The organism is Morganella psychrotolerans (assembly GCF_001676155.1).
In the GTDB taxonomy this organism is placed as follows: Bacteria; Pseudomonadota; Gammaproteobacteria; order Enterobacterales; family Enterobacteriaceae; genus Morganella; species Morganella psychrotolerans.
On sequence record NZ_LZEW01000001.1, the window covers coordinates 1 to 19,017 of the forward strand.

The window sequence follows — 19,017 nt, forward strand, 5'->3', positions numbered from 1 at the left end:
CGACGCGGAAAACAAGCTGGAAAAAGCCAAAGACGCCCTGAAAGATGCCGAAGATGCAAAAGCAAAACTCGATGACCTGATAGCGAAAGCGGAAGACAAAGGCATTGATACCACTGACGCGAAAAAAAGAGGCGGACAGCGCACAGGATCACCTGGATAAAGCGCAGGATAATCTCGACAGCACGGAAAGCATCATCGATGACGTGAAAGCGAAAAATGACCTCGATGGCACCGACACGGACGACAAAGATTTAAGCAAAGTCAAAGCTCAGCTGGACAAAGCAGCAGACTCGGTCAGCAAACAGGCTGAAAGCGCGGAGAAACTGGCAAAATCAGCTGAAAAAGCAGCAGAGAAAGCCCGTGAGTCCGGTGACAAAGCTGATCTGTCCAAAGCAGAAGCAAAACTGGCAGAAGCCAAAGACGCTCTGAAAAAAGCAACAGAGTCCAAAGCTCAATTGGATGAACTTATCAGCAAAGCCGGCGCAAAAGGGGTGGATACCAAAGATGCACAGGCAGATGCGGATGCAGCGCAACAGCATCTCAATGGTGCCGGTTCTGCACTGACCAATGCAGGTAAAATTATCAGCGACCTGCAAAATAAATCTGATATTGATAAAGATCTTGATGATACCGGCAAGGCTATCGACGATCTGGACGACAAATCGACGGCTAAAGAGAAAGCTGAAGCCAAAGAGAAGCTGGATAACACGGCGAAAAACGTTGATAAATTAGCGGAAGACGCGCAGTGGCTGGCGGAGAAAGCGAAAGAAGCCGCAGAAATTGCCCGTAACACCGGTAATAAGAAAGATATCGCGGATGCGCAGGCGAAGCAGGATAAAGCGCAGGATGCGCTGAAAAAAGCAGAAGAGGCGAAATCAAAACTTGATGATCTGATTACCAAAGCAAAAGGCAAGGGTGTTGATACATCTGACGCAGAGAAAGAGTCAGACAGCGCACAAATTCATCTCGATAAAGCACAGGAAATCCTCGATGACAGTGCCCGTATCATTGATGAGGCGAAAGCGAAAAATGACCTCAATGACACTGATACGGATGTGGGTAAATTACCTGATAATCCGACACCGCAAGACCTGGCGAAGGTAAAAGCGCAACTGGATAAAGCGGCAGGATCGGTGCTCCAACAAGCTGAAAATGCGAAAGAACTCGCAAAAACAGCACAAATGGAAGCGGAAAGAGCCAGTGACACCGGTTACAAATCTGACCTGGTCTATGCGCAGGCTAAATTGGCTGAAGCCACTGAAACATTGAAACGTGCGACCGATTCCAAAGCTAAGCTGGATGATCTTATCAGCAAAGCCGGTGCGAAAGGGGTGGATACCAAAGATGCACTGAAAGATGCACATCTTGCACAAGAACTTCTCAATGATGCACGGGATGCACTTACAGACGCTGAACAGGTTCTCAGTGACCTGATGAAGGATATCGATAACACCATTGATGATACAAATACGGCTATCGATGACCTGCCGGATAACCCGACGGATGAGCAGAAAGCAGACGTAAAAGAGAGACTGGATTTCACCGCAAAACTGGTTGATAACTTAGCGGATGAAGCTGAAACACTGGCGAATGCGGCAAAAGTTGCCGCAGATAAAGCCCGTAAGAGCGGCAGCAAATCAGATCTTGAAAATGCGCAGGCGAAACAGGCTGATGCGAAGGACGCACTGAAAAAAGCAGAAGACGCGAAAGCGAAGCTGGATAAGCTTATCAGTAAAGCTGCGGATAAAGGCGTGGATACCGGTGATGCAGCAAAAGATGCCGGTAGTGCTGAAAAGCATATTGGTAATGCACACAATACGATAAATGCGACTGATAAAATATTGTCTGATCTTAAAGACGATAACGACAGCAAAGATGCTATCGACCATGCGGAAGATGACATCAAAAATCTGGATGATAACGCCACTCCGGAAGAAAAAGCGAAAGCCAAAGAGAGCCTTGATGCGGCATCTGACATGGTTGTCGCGCTGGCTGACAGTGCGAAAACACTGGCAGCGAAAGCAAAAGTGGCAGCAGAAAAAGCGCAGTCCGGCCATGATATCAATGAACTGAAAGCCGCACAGGCATTGCTGAAAGAAGCGCAAAGTGCGTTTGATGAAGCGGGTGCGGCGAAAGCCCGTCTCGACAAACTGATCACTCAGGCTAAAGGCAAAGGGGTTGATACCAAAGACGCGTCGGCAGATTCAGATACGGCAAAAACCTATCTTGATGATGCACAACAGAACTTAACGGCATCAGAAAATATTCTGAAGGACATGCCGACAGAGATGACCGATCCTGCTCTGGATGACGCAGGAAAAGCAATTGATGATGCGACTAAAAATCCGTCTGATGAAAACAAAGCCAAAGCGAAGGATAGCTTAAATCAGGCGGCAACCCTGGTGGCAAAACAGGCGAAAGAAGCCGAAGCACTGGCAAAAAATGCCAAAGAAGCGGCAGATAAAGCCAAAGCAAGCGGCAGTCCTGATGATATCAGGGCCGCAGAAGAGGCTATAAAAACAGCGTCAGAAAGCATTGCCAAAGCAGAAAAATCAAAAGCACATTTAGATGAGCTTATTGGTAAAGCGAAGGCCGCCGGTATTGATGCCGCGCAAAGTGAAACCTTGTCTCATGATGCTGAAAATTCGCTGACCAATGCCAATAATGTACTGAAAGAGGCGGCTCAGACGCTGGATGACCTGAGCAATCAGGAAGGCGATCCTGCATTAATCGCTGACGTACAGACTGCATTAGATAACCTCAGTGATCAGATTCAGAATGCGCAGAACAAAGGCGTCAGTGCGAACAGTAAGATAGATAAACTGGTCGGGCTTACCTCTCCTGCTGAGAAGGATATTCAGGAGGCAAAAGCGGCATTAGCTGAATTTACCAAAGCGATTAAGGCGGCGGAAAGTGCCGATCCTGCGGTTAAAGCGGCACTGGATAAAGCCGTAAAAGGCGGCGTGGGCAATAAGAAACTGGCTGAGCTGACAGAGAAAGAAACGGAACTGTTATCCCTGCTAAATGACCAGAAAAAACTGGCTGATTCACTGAATAAACAGATTCAGGAAATTGAGTCCAACGCCGTATTGGATGAGCTGAATAATGCACTTGACGGGCTGGATCCGAAAAAACCGGAAACCGTAAATGCATTCAATAAAGCCCTGAAAAAGGCCATTGAAAATAATAATGAACTGATCACTGAGCTGACTGAAAAAGCGCAGAAAGCCCTTGATTCTGCACTGAAATTAGCCCAGACAGATCCGACCTCGGATGCTTATCAGCAGTTGTTGCAGGATGTGAAACAACAGATAAGCAATGCAGAAGAACTTTACGCACTGGCAAAAAACAATACGACAGATTTACAACGTGTTGTGGAAAAAGCGATTGGTAAAGGGCTTGATCCGGCCAAGAATGCAGAGTTCAAAGAGTACATTGCTAACATTAAATATTTTGAAAATGAAATAAATAAAGCCGGTGCAAATATCGCGAAAGCGAAAAATGCGGTTCCGGATGAAAAACTGCCTGACTTTGACGGTGATGACATCAGTAACCTGGTTGATCATCTGGAAGATCAAATCAAAGCCGGTGATGCAGCGGGGATCAATAAAACACTACTGGATGTGGACAGCGTCATTTATACGCAGCTTAACGATGTTAATAAAGCGTTGGATAAAGCCGGCAGAGCCTTTGAAAAAGCCCAGAAAGATCCGACTACCGCCAATGTAAAAGCATTTGATAAAGCGGTACTTGATGCACAAAGTGTCATCAATAAAGCGGAACTGAACATCAGTAAACTGCATGACTCTCTGGTAAAAGCCGGAACGATTGCAGGTGTGGATGCGGACTCACTGGCTCACGCACTGAAATCGGCAGAAAAAGCAGGTACAGCGGTTGATGAAGCCCAGAAAACCCTGGACGGATTCTCTCTGAACCCTATCGATATGGAAGGCTTGCAGGACAAAGCCACGGATGCGAAGGATGCTGTCGATGAGATGGTGAAAAATCCGACACCGGATAACATCGATAACGCACTGTCGAAACTGAATATTTTCAAATCTGCGCTGGGTACTTCACTCACTAACGCGAAAGCTCTGTCTGATGATGCCCTGATGGCAGCAAAACAGGCAGTGAAAACGCCGACGGCAGAAAATATTCTGCGGGCTGAGAAGAAATTAGCCAAAGCGGTTGAAGCACAGGAACAGCTGATTGAAGCGAAAGCGATGTACGACGATGTGCGTACTCATATCAGCACCAGTGTGACAAATAAAGCATTGCAGGATGCACTGCTGAAAACATTCGACGGCATGGATAACCAGTTTGATCATACACAGAAAAATGTGAATGAGCAGAATGACGAGTCCGGCAAACTGATTGCGATTGCCAAAGATAATCTGCTGACGGAAGAAGACATTGTTGATGCCTATAATAATGCCAAACTCACCCTGACGGATGCTGAGGCTAAAGTTCGTGAAGCTGTTGATAAAGCAGCGAAAGCGAAAGAAAGCGGTGACATATCGAAAGAGCAGACCACCGCTATCAAAAACAGTGTTATCGGGGCGCAGGACAGTCTGAACAAAGCTAAAGATGCGATTGAGAATGCCGGTAATAAAGGCGTACCTGAGTATCTGCTTGATCAACTGAACAAGTATTACAACTCCCTCGATAATAAACTGGATTATCCGAAAGGGGTATTACAGGAAATTGACTCCTATTCCAGAATGTCGCTCTCTCTTGAGTTGCTTAATAACGCAACGGATTACTACAAGAAAGCAGAAGCATTACTGGAGAAAGACCCGAACGCGGTAATAAAAGATCCGTCTGAATTCCTGTCTCTTATCAGTGAAGCGAATGCGTATCTGGCTGAAGGGAAAGAGCGTGCAACCAAAGCGAAAGCATTGGGTCTTGATAAAGAAAGCGAAACGTATCTGAACACGGCTGCGCATACCGCGAATGAAACACAGACCAAACTGATGAATGATTTCCACGGTAAGCTGGGCGAAAAAGCCTTTGCAGACCTGGATGCTGAACTGACTCAGTTACAGGAATCTGTGTATAACGCACACAGCAGCCTGAATAAATCGACACAAAGTAACCATGCGGTCTTTGAAGAACAGTATAAAGCGGCTATTCGTGCGCTGAATGATACTAAGCTGTTGATTGAAGACTACACGGCGAAAGGCGTCAAACCAGTCAAACTCTCTTACTACAACTATCAGGTTGAGCAATACAGTAAAGAGATAGAGAACCTGTCAAAAGCCTGGAACAGTGTCACTGAACTGACGGCTATCACAAACACGGTTTACAGTGAATCGAAAGCACTGAGTGGTATTAAAAACTCCAGTGATAAATATGATGCTATCCAGAAAGTGGGTGAAGATTTAGGTAAGGCATATCAGTTAGTTGAGCAATCCATTATTAATGGTGCGCCGATTGATATGATCCAGTCGAACCTGAACAAACTGACTGCAACGGCAAATAACCTGTCAGCGGAAGATCCGATTGTTGCTGCACAGGTACTGATTAACAATGTGGTTTCTGAATCGAAAAACATTGAAAATCTGCTCAAAGCGGCGGATACCAAAGTACAGAAAGATCTTATCTACAACTCACTGTACGGCCAGTTGCAAACCGCCAATAAAGTGATGAGCGATGCCAAACAGTCCGGCACTATTTCCAAAACGCAACTGGCTGAGTTGCAACAGGATTACAGTAATGCACTGAATACCCTGAAAATGTATGACCCGTACTTCTCGAATGGTGAGCAGACTCAGAAACCGAACAGCGCATTTGACGCAATGACCCTTCAGGTGACGGATGACGGTTATATCCATATCGAAGGCAGAAAACTGGTCGATGGAGCTGTTTATACACTGGGCGGTAAAGACCTGCCGTGGTACAGCGCATGGCTGGGAAATATTGCCGGAAATGTGGATAAAGTCTTCGGCTCAGGTACGGTTCACACCCGCACGGACGGCACAAAATATGTCGATATCTTTGTGGACAAAGAGACAGCCTATAACGTCAAACACAGTGATAACCTGAGCTATTTGTATGGATTCCAGCAGGAACTGGGTAAAGATCCATCTGAACTCGGCGGTGGGTTCCGTGTGAAAGACTCTTCTGCACCGAAGGATATGGAAGCCTTTATTACAGACGACCATACGATTGTGGTGACGGGCGATGGTCTGAAAGCCGGTGACTCGGTGACACTGTATAAAGTCACAACCTCCGGTATTCTGGGCACCAAAAACTATGAAGAAGTGGCAAAAGGGCACGTAGCATTACATAACGGTAAATTTGTTGGTGTAATGACGGAATATGCCAAAGGGCATTCATGGGAAACGGTGAAGAACCTCGGCGGTGATGATAACCTGGCCGCCACCCGTAAAGGGCTGGGTGAAAATCAATCCGGTAAGAGTGACGTCTTCGGAAAAATAGCCTCTCCGGCGGAGATAAGCAGTGACATCATCGGGGGTAACAAAACAGCGGATATTCTCACGAAGGATGTAACCGCCTGGGTTGATACCAAGAAGAACCTCTACCTGAAAAGCCAGAAGTTTGAAGTGGGCCAACTGGTGAAAATACACGATTTCTATGACAGTAAAAATGTTGTGGGAACCGGGGTTGTTCAGATGATTGGCGGGCAAAAAATCGTTAAGATCGAGGGTGTTACAACAGATAAATACCCTGATCTGAAATGGATTTATGCTGAAATTGCGTATGAGGGCGGTCAGTGGGATTATATCCAGAGTGATGCCTTTATCTTAGGTAAAAACTGGTTATCAGTTCAGGGTAATGCGAACTCAAATACTCAGGAACCACCGAAAGATAATGATGCTAACGACGGTATTAATTTCGATGACATTGATATCGACCCGTCTGCACCTGCGGGAAAACCGGCAGTAAAATCCTTTAGTATTCAGGATGAAACTGACGGGCAGGCGGAGGAACAGGCAAAAGAGACTGACGACATCCGTGACACTCAGGAAGAGAGTCATGAGATCCGGACAGAAAACGATGAACACTCTGTAAATGAAGTGCAATCTGAGCTATCAGCGACATCTGATGAAATAAATGATGACGTTGATCTTTCCGGTCTGCTCAATGCAGGAAATACATCAGCCGGAGAAACCGGTGATATTGACACCACGGACGGAATAACCGGATTGCCGGTTCTTGATGAACTGTTAACTGACAGTGCTGAAAGTACCATCAATATCGATAATATCGTTCCGCAGGCAGCAGATACTGAACATAACGTTCAGCCGGAACTGTTTATTAATAATACTGCGGACAGCAGTACTGAGACGCATCAGGTCTCGACATTAATAACAGAAGACGATATGGGTATTACCCATAATATCTGATAGTCAGTCATCGTTATACCCAACGTCATTCAGGATGCAGTTTGAATGAATAAGGGTATATATAATAAACATCCCCGCTCAGCATGCCTGTGCGGGGATGTTCTCAGGTTTGAGGTTTGTATGGATTACGGGGAAAACAATACTGTCCGGGATAATCTGGAAAATTACCGGGAAGCTATTGTTAATATTGCCAATCATTACCGGCTGGATTTCTCACCGGAAAATGTTAATGTCACCGCGAAATGGTATCAGGACAGTTTACAGAATGACGATATAATTAAACTACTCGCCAAACAGTGCGGGTTAATGACCAAGTTTGTTAAAACAAAAAACTTTAAATTTAATGTCTGGTCTTTGCCGGTAGTTATTGCGCTGAATGACGGGCGTGTCGGCGTTGTACAGAATATCTGCGGTAATGATGTCACTGTTTTATTCAGCGCAAATCATGGCTTACCGGAAATTATTCACACTGAATTTTTAGCAGAAAACACACACAAAATAATTCTTCTCCGCCCTATGGTGGACAGACCGGACCCCCGCGTAGATTTATATATCAAACCAACAGAACGTCATTGGTTATGGCGTATTCTTCTGCGGGATGTTTCTCCCTATAAATATGTCATTATGGCGACCTTCCTGATTAATGTACTGGGATTAGCGGGATAACCTATTCAATGCAGACCTATGACCGGATTATTCCGTCACAGTCGTATCCGACAATGGTTGTATTAGTTATCGGTGTCATGATCGCATTTGTGTTTGATTACATATTAAAAATGCTACGTTACGGCATTATTGATTTACTGGGTAAAAAAGCCGATTTACGTATGTCTGACCGGGTATACGGACATTCACTGCGCTTAAAAGACAGCAGCCGTCCGCCATCTACCGGTTCCTTTATTTCGCAGTTGCGTGATCTGGAGCAGGTGCGCGAAATGATGACATCAAGCACGGTTGCCGCAATTGCCGATTTACCTTTTTTCCTGTTCTTTCTGTTTATTATCTATCTTATCGGCGGCGTTGTTTGTGTTATTCCTCTTGTCGGTTTTTTCCTGATGATAATGCCGGGTCTGCTGTCACAAAAAAAACTCTTTGTTCTGGCGAATGAAGCGATGCGTGAAAGTACATTACGCAGCGGAATGATTGTGGAGTCGGTTCAGGGATTGGATGATATTAAAGCAATGCAGGCGGAATACCGTTTTCAGCAGCAATGGATCCATTACACAAAAACCAGTGCGGAAGCCTCACTTAAATTAAAACATCTGACGCACAAGCTCGGAAGCATGGCGTATTTTATCCAGAACAGTGTTTTTATCGGCGTTATTTGTGCCGGTACACCGTTAGTTATCAGTGGTGAATTATCTACGGGTGCGCTGGTGGCTTCTTCTATTCTGAGTTCGCGTATGATGGGACCTATTTCTCAGATTGCGAATATTATTACCCGCTGGCAGCAGACAAAAGTATCGGTTAAAGGTCTGACTTCCATAATGGAACTACCGGTTGATCATCCGGAATATTCAAAGCGTGTGCATCTGCCTTTTATTGCCGGGCAATATACGCTGAATAATGTAGGGTTTAAATTCCGCGCTGAATCCAAACAAAACGCTGTTTTTGTTCAGGATCTGGTCATTAAACCGGGTGAACGCATTGCCATTATCGGCCGTAATGGTGCCGGTAAATCATCATTACTTTCTGCCTTATTCGGCAAAATGGAATATGAAATCGGCAGTATTACCCTGGATAATATTGAATTAAATACGCTGGACCCTTCTGATTTACGCCGTGATGTAGGGTTCCTGGGGCAGAATGCCCGGTTATTTTACGGCACTGTCCGGGATAACCTGACATTAGGGAACCCGCTGGCAACAGATGAAGAAATATACGCGGTGCTGGAAAAGACCGGTGCCGGTGAGTTTGTTAATAATCTGCCGGAAGGGCTGAGTTATATCATTCAGGAAGGCGGTATGGGGATTTCCGGCGGGCAGCGTCAGTCTTTACTGATAAGCCGCTTATTAATCAAAGAACCGACGGTGTTATTGCTGGATGAGCCAACAGCATCACTGGATGATATTACTGAAAACCAGTTCATTAAAAGCCTGGAGAAAACCACGGCAGGAAAAACATTAATTCTTACCACGCACAGGAAAAAACTCCTCAATATTGTTGATCGGATAATTGTGGTTTCCGGCGGACGTATCGTGCTGGATAAACCTAAAAAAGAGGCGTTATTACTGCTGGCGGGAGAGACTAATGGACAATAAAAAAAGAGACACCGGTAATATCTGAAGATGCGCTGGCAAAATTACAGGAACAGATGCGGGGTATGTCAGGTGGCAATCCGGCAGCGGAAGAAAAAAAGCCCGGTTTCTTTAAGCGGGTTATTAACGGAGTTAAAGACTTTTGCTATATCACCAGTAAAAAAGACAGTGAATTATATACCATCGAGGACAGTATTGATGATGCCGCTGATTTTGGTCTGGTAGATGATGTTAAATCCAGTAAAGCAAACCGGATGGTGCTGGCCGTTTTTGCTTTTTTTTATTCTGATGTTTATCTGGGCATGGCTTTCTGAAATATCGGAAGTGACAAAAGGGAGCGGAAAAGTTATCCCCAGTTCAAAAGAGCAGATTATTCAGTCTCTGGATGGCGGGATCATTACCTATATTGCAATAAAAGAGGGGGATATTGTTCAGGCGGGGCAGACATTGGCGATGCTGGATTCAACACGGACCACGTCGAATCTGGAAGAGTCAGTGGCGAAATACAATACAGCCCTGGCAGCATCTGTACGTTTACAGGCGGAAGTGGATAAAAACCCGTCGGATAAACTTCTTTTCCCGGATGAACTGGATAATAACCCCGCGCTGAAAGAGTATGAAACTAAATTATGGATTTCACGTAAGCATCAGTTTAATCAGACAATTGCTAACCTGCAAAAAAGCCAGGCGAATATATCCCGGCAACTGAATATTAACCGGCAGTTGGAAAAAGCCGGCGCGAGCAGTGTGATGGATATTCTGCGCCTTGAAAAAGAGCTGATTGATTTGCGCAGTAAAGAAGAAGAATACATCGCGAATTTTTATGTCACTTCCCACCAGGAGTTAGCAAAAATAATGGCGGAGGTAAACAGTCTGACGCCGTTAATTAAAGGGCGTCAGGATTATGTATCAAGAACCGTTATTACATCACCGGTAAAAGGAATTGTTAAAAATATCCAGACATCCACTATCGGCGGGGTGGTTCCGCCTAACGGGATTCTGATGGATATTGTTCCTCTGGAAGATACCTTAATTATTGAGGCAAAAATCTCACCGAAAGATATCGCCTTTATCCATCCGGGACAAACCGCAAAAGTAAAAATTACCGCCTATGACTACGCGATATTCGGCGGGCTGGAAGGCGTTGTGCATGTTATTTCGCCCGATACAGTAAAAGATGAAGTAAAGAGTGATGTAACCTGGTACAGAATTTATGTTCAGACACAGTCTGATCATCTGGTAAATAAATCCGGGCAGTCATTTGCTATTACGCCCGGGATGATCGCCACCATTGAAATAACAACCGGCAGTAAAACGGTGCTGCAATACCTGATAAAGCCCTTTAATAAGGTAAATGAGGCACTGAGAGAGCGCTAAATATACCCTTATTCATTCAAACTGCAGGTTCGTTGGCTACGCTCAGCCTGCATTCTGAATGACGTTGGGTATAAAAGCGCAAGCAAATAAAAACCGGCACGAAGGCCGGTTTTTGTCGTTAAGCAGTAAGTGTGGTGCGCAGTTTTATTTCAGACCGGCAGCATCACGCAACTGTTCTGCTCTGTCGGTTTTTTCCCACGGGAACTGAGGGCGGCCGAAGTGACCGTATGCAGCCGTTTCCTGATACATCGGATGCAGCAGATCCAGCATCTGGATCAGACCATACGGGCGCAGGTCAAAGAATTCACGCACCAGCAGCGTCAGTTGTTCATTGCTGATTTTTCCTGTGCCGAAGGTTTCCACCATGATTGAAGTTGGCTCAGCCACACCAATCGCATAGGAAACCTGGATTTCACAGCGGTCAGCAAGACCGGCGGCGACAATATTTTTTGCCACATAACGCGCAGCATAAGCCGCTGAACGGTCAACCTTAGACGGATCTTTACCTGAGAATGCACCACCGCCGTGACGAGCCATGCCGCCGTAAGTATCGACGATAATTTTACGTCCGGTCAGACCACAGTCACCCATTGGTCCGCCAATCACAAAGCGACCGGTCGGGTTAATGAAGTATTTGGTGGTCGGGTTCAGCCACTCAACCGGCAGAACCGGTTTGATTATCTCTTCCATTACCGCTTCATGCAGGTCTTTCTGAGTAACGTCTTCAGAGTGCTGTGTTGACAGAACAACCGCATCGATACCGACAATGTTGTTGTTATCATACTGGAATGTAATCTGGCTTTTTGCATCCGGGCGCAGCCACGGAAGGATGCCGCTTTTACGGACTTTGGCCTGACGCTCAACCAGACGGTGTGCGTAAGTGATTGGCGCGGGCATTAATACGTCAGTTTCGTTTGATGCATAACCGAACATTAAGCCCTGGTCGCCCGCACCCTGTGAGGCCGGATCTTCGCGGTCAACGCCCTGATTGATATCAGCAGACTGTTTACCGATGGCGCTGATGACGGCGCAGGAATCAGCATCAAAGCCCATTGATGAGCTGGTGTAACCAATTTCGCGGACAGTGCGGCGTGTTATTTCTTCAATATCAACCCAGGCTTTGGTGGTGATTTCTCCGCCCACCATGACCATGCCGGTTTTGACATAGGTTTCACAGGCAACACGCGCTTTGGGATCTTGTTCTAAAATCGCATCAAGGACTGCATCCGAAATTTGGTCGGCAATTTTATCCGGGTGTCCTTCAGATACGGACTCAGAAGTGAAAAGATGTGTGCTCATTATTTTTCTACCTTAAGTAAACTTTCGGTACATTGATGGATGTATTAACTTCTAGACGGCTATTCTAAGTTAAAATCGGCAGCGGTTCCAGAAATTTTATAGCACCGGAAAAATTTTCACCTTTTTTTTCTCTGTCCTCAGAATGCATTACCGGTGTGTATTATTTTTTTTACACCTGTTTATCATTTTGATTTTGCATTTTTGTGTCATTAACGGTATAAACTGCGCCCAATAGCTGTCAGTTTTCCTGCGGTTATAAATGGCAGAAACTCCGGTTTTCTGTGTGATTCTGGCGGGGGTTACAGCGAGTAACTCTGTGTGGGGGTAAATGGGTTGATAAACCATTATCTGCTGCTTGTTGACGTTCAACAGCCACGTGCGGCAATGCATGTGTCCGCGTCGTTTTCCACTTCTTCTTTTCCTGTACTGTCTTCTTTTCCGGCTGACGCGTTTTCTGCGCGGGGTTATTCGTATCTGCTTCATTCGGGCAGACCGGATAATACAAGCAGGCGGGGCGGGTCATCCCGCTGAACCCGTAAATCTGTGTCCGGTTTTGCCGGATGATGTAATCCATTTTGAATTTTTACTTGTCAACAGGACAGATTTATCCCACGGTGAAGGGGGATAGGCTTATGTCAGCCATACAGGTAAGTTTCACTCCAGAATCAGGAGATGACCAATGAATGATAATATCGCGCTGAAGATGCAGCAGACTTATAATATTGAGTACTGGGGCGGCAGCTATTATGGTGTTAATGACCTGGGTCATGTCACCGTTTGCCCGAATCCGGATATGCCGCAGGCGAAAATCGACCTGGCAGAGCTGGTCAGTAAAGTACAGAAAGAACGTGAACACATCCGTTTACCGGCACTGTTCTGCTTTCCGCAGATTTTGCAACATCGTCTGCGTTCGATTAATGCCGCATTTAAACGCGCCCGTGAATCCTACGGTTACAAGGGTGATTATTTCCTGGTTTACCCGATTAAGGTAAATCAGCAGCGCCGCGTGATTGAAACCCTGGTAAATGCCGGGGAGCCGCTGGGGCTGGAAGCCGGTTCCAAAGCGGAACTGATGGCGGTACTGGCTCACGCCGGAATGACCCGCAGCGTGATTGTCTGTAACGGCTATAAAGACCGTGAATATATCCGCCTGGCACTGATGGGTGAGAAACTCGGTCATAAAATGTATCTCGTTATTGAGAAAATGTCAGAAATAGCCGTGGTGTTGCAGGAGGCGAAAAGCCTCGATGTTGTGCCGCGCCTGGGTGTGCGCGCACGTCTGGCATCTCAGGGCTCCGGTAAATGGCAGGCGAGCGGCGGTGAAAAATCCAAGTTCGGTCTGGCAGCGACTCAGGTGCTGCAACTGATCGAAATGCTCCGTCAGGCAGACAGCCTGGACAGCCTGCAATTGCTGCATTTCCACCTTGGTTCACAGATGGCGAATATCCGTGATATCGCGACAGGCGTGCGTGAATCCGCCCGTTTTTATGTGGAACTGCATAAATTAGGGGTCAATATTCAGTGCTTTGATGTCGGCGGTGGTCTGGGTGTGGATTATGAAGGCACCCGCTCGCAGTCTGACTGCTCAGTCAATTACGGGCTGAATGAATATGCCAATAATGTTATCTGGGCAATTGGTGATGCCTGCGAAGAGCACGGATTACCGCATCCGACGGTGATTACCGAATCAGGGCGCGCCCTGACCGCGCATCACACTGTATTGGTGTCCAATGTTATCGGGGTGGAACGCAATGAGTTTCCGCTTGCGCCGCCACCGGCAGAGGATGCACCGCGTCCGGTTGCCAGCCTGTGGGAAACCTGGGAAGAGATGCAGACCAAAGGCAATGCCCGCTCACTGCGTGAATGGCTGCATGACAGCCAGCTTGACCTGCATGATATCCACACCCAATACGCGCAGGGAATGCTTTCCCTGACAGAACGCGCCTGGGCGGAAGGGTTATACCTGAATATCTGTCGCCGCATCCAGCAGGATCTCGACCCGAGCAACCGTGCGCACCGCCCGATTATCGATGAACTTCAGGAGCGCATGGCAGATAAATTCTATGTGAATTTCTCGCTGTTTCAGTCGCTGCCGGATGCGTGGGGAATCGATCAGTTATTTCCTGTGCTGCCGATTGAAGGACTGGATAAGCCATTGGATCGCCGTGCGGTACTGCTGGATATTACCTGTGATTCAGACGGTATTATTGATCATTATGTGGATGGTGATGGTGTCGCAACAACCATGCCGATGCCGTCTTATGACCCGGAAAATCCCCCGCTGCTGGGCTTCTTTATGATCGGTGCTTACCAGGAAATTCTCGGCAATATGCATAACCTGTTTGGTGATACCGCCGCGCTGGATGTGTATGTCGGTGAAACCGGGCAGATCCGCTATCTGGAGAGTGAAGCGGGTGATACGGTCGCCGATATGCTTCAGTATGTGAAACTGGATCCGAAGATTTTGCTGGAACGTTTCCGGGATCAGGTGAAAGTCTCTGATCTGGATGAAGCGGAACAGCAGGCCTTTACGGAAGAGTTCGAAAGTGGTCTTTACGGATATACGTATCTGGAAGATGAATAAATCTATTTTTCATTATTATATACCCAACATCATTCAAGATGCAGGAAGGCGGCAAGCTCAGATTGACGGGGAGCATACATAAGTATGTGACCCGGCGAGCTGAGCGCAGCCAACACACCTGTAGTTTGAATGAATAAGGGTAAACGTGAATAAGGAAGTATTATGATAAACAGCACATTAGGTAATCAGACTGATAATTCATTAGTCTCTAATGCGTTTGGTTTTCTTCGTCTGCCACTGAATTTTCAGCCGTATACCAGTGATGCAGACTGGGTGATAACCGGGGTTCCGTTTGATATGGCAACCTCCGGACGCGCAGGCGCCCGCCAGGGACCTTCCGCTATCCGCCAGATCTCAACCAATCTGGCATGGGAAGGTAACCGCTGGCCGTGGACGTTTGATATGCGTGAGCGTCTGAATGTGGTGGATTGCGGCGACCTGGTCTTTGCATTCGGTGATGCGCAGGATATGAGCGAAAAATTGCAGGCACATACTGAAAAAGTATTGGCATCCGGCAAAAAATGTCTCTCTTTCGGGGGCGATCATTTTGTGACGCTGCCGCTGCTGCGTGCTCATGCAAAGCATTTCGGTAAAATGGCACTGGTGCATTTTGATGCACATACCGACACTTACGGTAACGGCAGCAAGTTTGACCACGGCACCATGTTTTATCATGCACCGAATGAAGGGCTGATTGACCCGGCGCACTCTGTGCAGATTGGTATCCGTACCGAGCATGAAACCGACAATGGTTTCACTGTGATTGATGCAGCACAGGTTAATGACCGTACTGTGGATGATGTTATTGCACAGGTGAAATCTATTGTCGGCGATATGCCGGTGTATCTGACGTTTGATATCGACTGTCTGGACCCGGCTTTTGCGCCCGGTACCGGGACACCGGTTATCGGCGGACTGACCACCGATCGCGCCCTGAAACTGTTGCGTGGATTACAGCCGCTCAATATTGTCGGGATGGATTTGGTGGAAGTTGCTCCGGCGTATGACCAGTCAGACATTACGGCGCTGGCAGGTGCAACTATCGCACTGGAAATGCTGTATTTACAGGCCGCCAAAAAAGGCGCAACCGGTAAATAAACGGTAGATTAAATAGTAAATAATAAAAAGACCTGCATGTTAATTGCGGGTCTTTTTGTTGCCGGATAAATTAACCGGCGACATAAAGCCCCGCCCCTTCTCCGGCCGTTTTATACGAAATTTTGTCGTGTTCAAAAATATCTTTATCTGTCAGATTAAATGTTGCCTGTAATTCTTTTACCAGGTAATTAATGGCTGTTTTTTGTTGTGGTGTTGCCGGGTCCCATGTTTTTGTAGTGGCATTATATTTAGCGACAACTTCAATACCCAGGCTGTCAGTATTAAGCGGATAACGAGCAGGGTATTTTTTCACCTTTTCATTATTATGGATTTTAGTCGGTGCCCAGCCAAACCCTTTTATTTTTTTTGCTTCTTCTGCACTGCATGTTCCTTCTTCCATACAACGGGCACGAATTTTCCCGATATGGTAAGCGTATTTATTGGTATTTGCAGTCTGTTTTATTGTGCCGTCTTTATCAATAATAAAGTGGGTTCCGATACCGGATTGCCGGAATGAATTAATAGCCGCAGACAGCGAATAACCATCGGTACGGTGGAGAATAATGGCGTGGACTACCGGCATATTACCTTTTTCAAGATTAGTGATAATTTCTTTTTTAATTATAATGTCAGAAGAGGGTGGAATCGGTGGTAATAAGTCAGTTTCCTTTTTATTACTTTCTGACGGGGATAATAAATGCATGTTTGTTTCTCCTTATTTATCTATACCCTTATTCATTCAAACAGCAGGTTCGTTGGCTGCATCCTGAATGACGTTGGGTATATATTTATTCAAGTATAATTATTTTATTATTTAAATATGCATTATTAATTATGATGAATGTCATTTTTTTTTGATGATGAATTAAATACAGAATGAATAGATAATATTAAGTGGAATTTCTAGGTTTTATTATGAGCCTTATGTGCTCCGACGCTTGCAACCTATAAAGAAACGCGTATGGTTAATAATTATTAATATCATAACGAAATACCTCACTCACATAGGAGCACACAATGTCACTAACGGGTAAAGCGGTTCTGGTCACCGGCGCTGCACAGGGAATTGGTCGTGGTATTGCATTACGGTTGGCAAAAGAGGGTGCAGATATTGCCCTGGTTGACCTGAAAGAAGAAAGTCTGGCAAAGGTTAAAAAAGAAGTGGAAGCGCTGGGACGTAAAGCCGTCACATTAATCGCGGATATCAGTCAGCGTGATCAGGTTTTTGCTGTGGTGGAAAAGGCTGAAAAAGCACTGGGCGGTTTTGATGTCATGGTAAATAATGCCGGTATTGCCCAGGTGAAAGCAATTGAAGATGTGCGGCCTGAAGATATGGAGCGCATTTTCCGCATCAACGTTGACGGCACTATGTGGGGCATCCAGGCGGCGGCGGCAAAATTCAAAGCACGCGGACAGAAAGGGAAAATCATTAACGCCTCATCTATCGCAGGGCATGATGGTTTCGCCTTGCTTGGCGTGTATTCAGCCACAAAATTTGCCGTGCGTGCATTGACTCAGGCAGCGGCAAAAGAGTTTGCCAGCAGCGGTATTACTGTGAATGCTTACTGTCCGGGGATTGTCGGTACGGATATGTGGGTTGAAATAGATGAACGTTTCTCTGAGATTACCGGTGCGCCGAAAGGGGAAACCTACAAAAAATATGTCGATGGGATAGCACTTGGTCGCGCTCAAACCCCTGATGATGTCGCAGCGCTGGTATCGTTCCTGGCAAGCGATGATTCAGATTACATCACCGGTCAGGCTATTTTGACCGACGGTGGTATTGTTTACCGCTAGGTAACATCGTCACATTAGTCAGTTACACTGATAATCGGGTCCGCTCTGTCATAAGATAGAGCGGATTTTTTTATATACCCTTATTCATTCAAACTACAGGTTCGTTGGCGGCACTCAGCCAGCCGGGTCACATACTGATGTATGCTCCCCGGCGGTTGGAGCTTGCCGCCTGCCTGCATTCTGAATAGTGTTGGGTATATACTAAGAGACAAACAGACAATACGGCGGAGCAGGATGAAATACGATCTGAACGACCTTTATTATTATGTGAAAGTGGTGGAGCACGGTGGCTTCTCACAAGCCGGGCTGGCACTGGGGATCCCGAAATCCAAATTGAGCCGCCGGATTGCAGATTTGGAGCAAAAACTCAATATTTCATTGATTTATCGCTCCACGCGGCAATTTCATGTGACTGAAATTGGTCAGTTATTTTATCAGCAATGTAAAAATGTGGTTGATGAGGCGGAGATTGCACAGGAGATTATCTGTTCGGCACAGAGTCACCCGCGCGGCAGCCTGAAAATAGCTTGTCCGGTGGCTTTGCTGCAAGTTTATGTCCATGATTTACTAACTGATTTTATGGTTCAGTATCCGGATATTGATATACAAATCCTGGCGGTTAACCGCCCGGTGGATGTCATCAGTGAAGGGTTTGATCTGGCACTGCGGGTGCGCTCATTACCGCTGGATGATTCAGGACTGACCATGAAAGTGCTCGGCTATTCACGCCGTGTGCTGGTGGCATCCCCGCTGTTGTTTGCCGGTAAAGCCGCTCCCGTGCATCCCGATGAACTGGCCGGTTTTCCTGTCCTCGCCAACAGCGAACAGAAACACAATTATCCTCTGACACTGACTGATAAATCTGGCGGAAGTGTCACTAAGCACCTGACCGCGCGGCTTGCCACAACGGATGTAATGACACTGCACCGCGCCGCCCTGAAAGGGCTGGGAATTGCCCGGCTGCCCGAAGGTGTGGTTATCAATGACCTGGCGGCAGGTAAATTGCTTCGGGTGTTGCCGGACTGGCATTTCCCGGAAGATATTATTCACGCCGTTTTCCCGTCACGAAAAGGGCTGTTACCCGCCGTTCAGGCGCTGCTCAATTATCTGGCAGAACGGATCCCGCAGACTGAGCCGTTTTCGGGTGAGTGATGGCCAATAAAAAAGTCACAATAAAGTGACTTTTGAGATCAGGGATTTTTACAACTTGTCTGTTGGGGAATGTCGCTGCCAT

At 46.5% G+C, this 19,017-nt stretch carries 11 protein-coding genes; 9 read left to right on the forward strand and 2 right to left on the reverse strand.

What is annotated here, in order from left to right; genetic code table 11:
• Positions 1-104 precede the first annotated feature (104 nt).
• The 5 genes from AYY16_RS00005 (at position 105) to AYY16_RS00015 (ending at position 11,005) form a co-directional block, all read left to right on the forward strand.
• Positions 105-7,370 (forward strand): hypothetical protein, encoded by a 7,266-nt coding sequence (locus tag AYY16_RS00005; protein ID WP_156664933.1) that lies wholly within the window; start codon positions 105-107, stop codon positions 7,368-7,370.
• A gap of 120 nt (positions 7,371-7,490) precedes the next feature.
• Positions 7,491-8,036, forward strand: coding sequence for a cysteine peptidase family C39 domain-containing protein (locus tag AYY16_RS19450; protein WP_162271031.1), 546 nt, complete (start codon positions 7,491-7,493; stop codon positions 8,034-8,036).
• 8 nt (positions 8,037-8,044) lie between these two features.
• Positions 8,045-9,631 carry an ATP-binding cassette domain-containing protein gene (locus tag AYY16_RS00010; RefSeq protein ID WP_082970532.1) on the forward strand — a complete coding sequence of 529 codons (1,587 nt, stop codon included), beginning with the start codon at positions 8,045-8,047 and terminating at the stop codon, positions 9,629-9,631.
• Between the two features lie 62 nt (positions 9,632-9,693).
• Entirely contained in the window at positions 9,694-9,942 is a 249-nt protein-coding gene (locus tag AYY16_RS20675) for a hypothetical protein (protein ID WP_235846168.1), read from the forward strand.
• Positions 9,899-11,005 carry an HlyD family efflux transporter periplasmic adaptor subunit gene (locus tag AYY16_RS00015; RefSeq protein WP_235846169.1) on the forward strand — a complete coding sequence of 369 codons (1,107 nt, stop codon included), beginning with the start codon at positions 9,899-9,901 and terminating at the stop codon, positions 11,003-11,005. The genes AYY16_RS20675 and AYY16_RS00015 overlap by 44 nt, the downstream gene beginning before the upstream one ends.
• 144 nt (positions 11,006-11,149) lie before the next feature.
• Here AYY16_RS00015 and metK read toward each other — a convergent pair whose 3' ends face one another.
• Entirely contained in the window at positions 11,150-12,304 is a 1,155-nt protein-coding gene (gene metK, locus AYY16_RS00020) for a methionine adenosyltransferase (protein ID WP_067360397.1), read from the reverse strand.
• A 679-nt stretch (positions 12,305-12,983) separates the two neighbouring features.
• Between metK and speA the strand changes: the two genes are divergently transcribed.
• Both speA and speB read left to right on the forward strand, forming a co-directional pair.
• Complete coding sequence (gene speA / locus AYY16_RS00035) at positions 12,984-14,888, forward strand: biosynthetic arginine decarboxylase (protein WP_067360406.1); 1,905 nt, start codon at positions 12,984-12,986, stop codon at positions 14,886-14,888.
• A 162-nt stretch (positions 14,889-15,050) separates the two neighbouring features.
• Positions 15,051-15,986 carry an agmatinase gene (speB, locus tag AYY16_RS00040; protein ID WP_067360410.1) on the forward strand — a complete coding sequence of 312 codons (936 nt, stop codon included), beginning with the start codon at positions 15,051-15,053 and terminating at the stop codon, positions 15,984-15,986.
• Between the two features lie 70 nt (positions 15,987-16,056).
• On the opposite strand, the gene AYY16_RS00045 is transcribed toward speB, so the two are convergent.
• A complete protein-coding gene (locus tag AYY16_RS00045) occupies positions 16,057-16,689 on the reverse strand; it encodes a peptidoglycan recognition protein family protein (protein WP_067360413.1) in 633 nt (210 codons plus the stop codon).
• A gap of 314 nt (positions 16,690-17,003) precedes the next feature.
• Here AYY16_RS00045 and AYY16_RS00050 point away from each other — a divergent pair, with 314 nt between their 5' ends.
• Together AYY16_RS00050 and AYY16_RS00055 are read left to right on the forward strand one after the other, a co-directional pair.
• A complete protein-coding gene (locus tag AYY16_RS00050) occupies positions 17,004-17,783 on the forward strand; it encodes an acetoin reductase (protein ID WP_067360416.1) in 780 nt (259 codons plus the stop codon).
• A gap of 234 nt (positions 17,784-18,017) precedes the next feature.
• The gene (locus AYY16_RS00055) at positions 18,018-18,935 is read left to right on the forward strand and encodes a LysR substrate-binding domain-containing protein (protein ID WP_067360419.1); all 918 of its coding nucleotides are present in this window, start codon (positions 18,018-18,020) and stop codon (positions 18,933-18,935) included.
• The last annotated feature ends 82 nt before the right edge of the window (positions 18,936-19,017 follow it).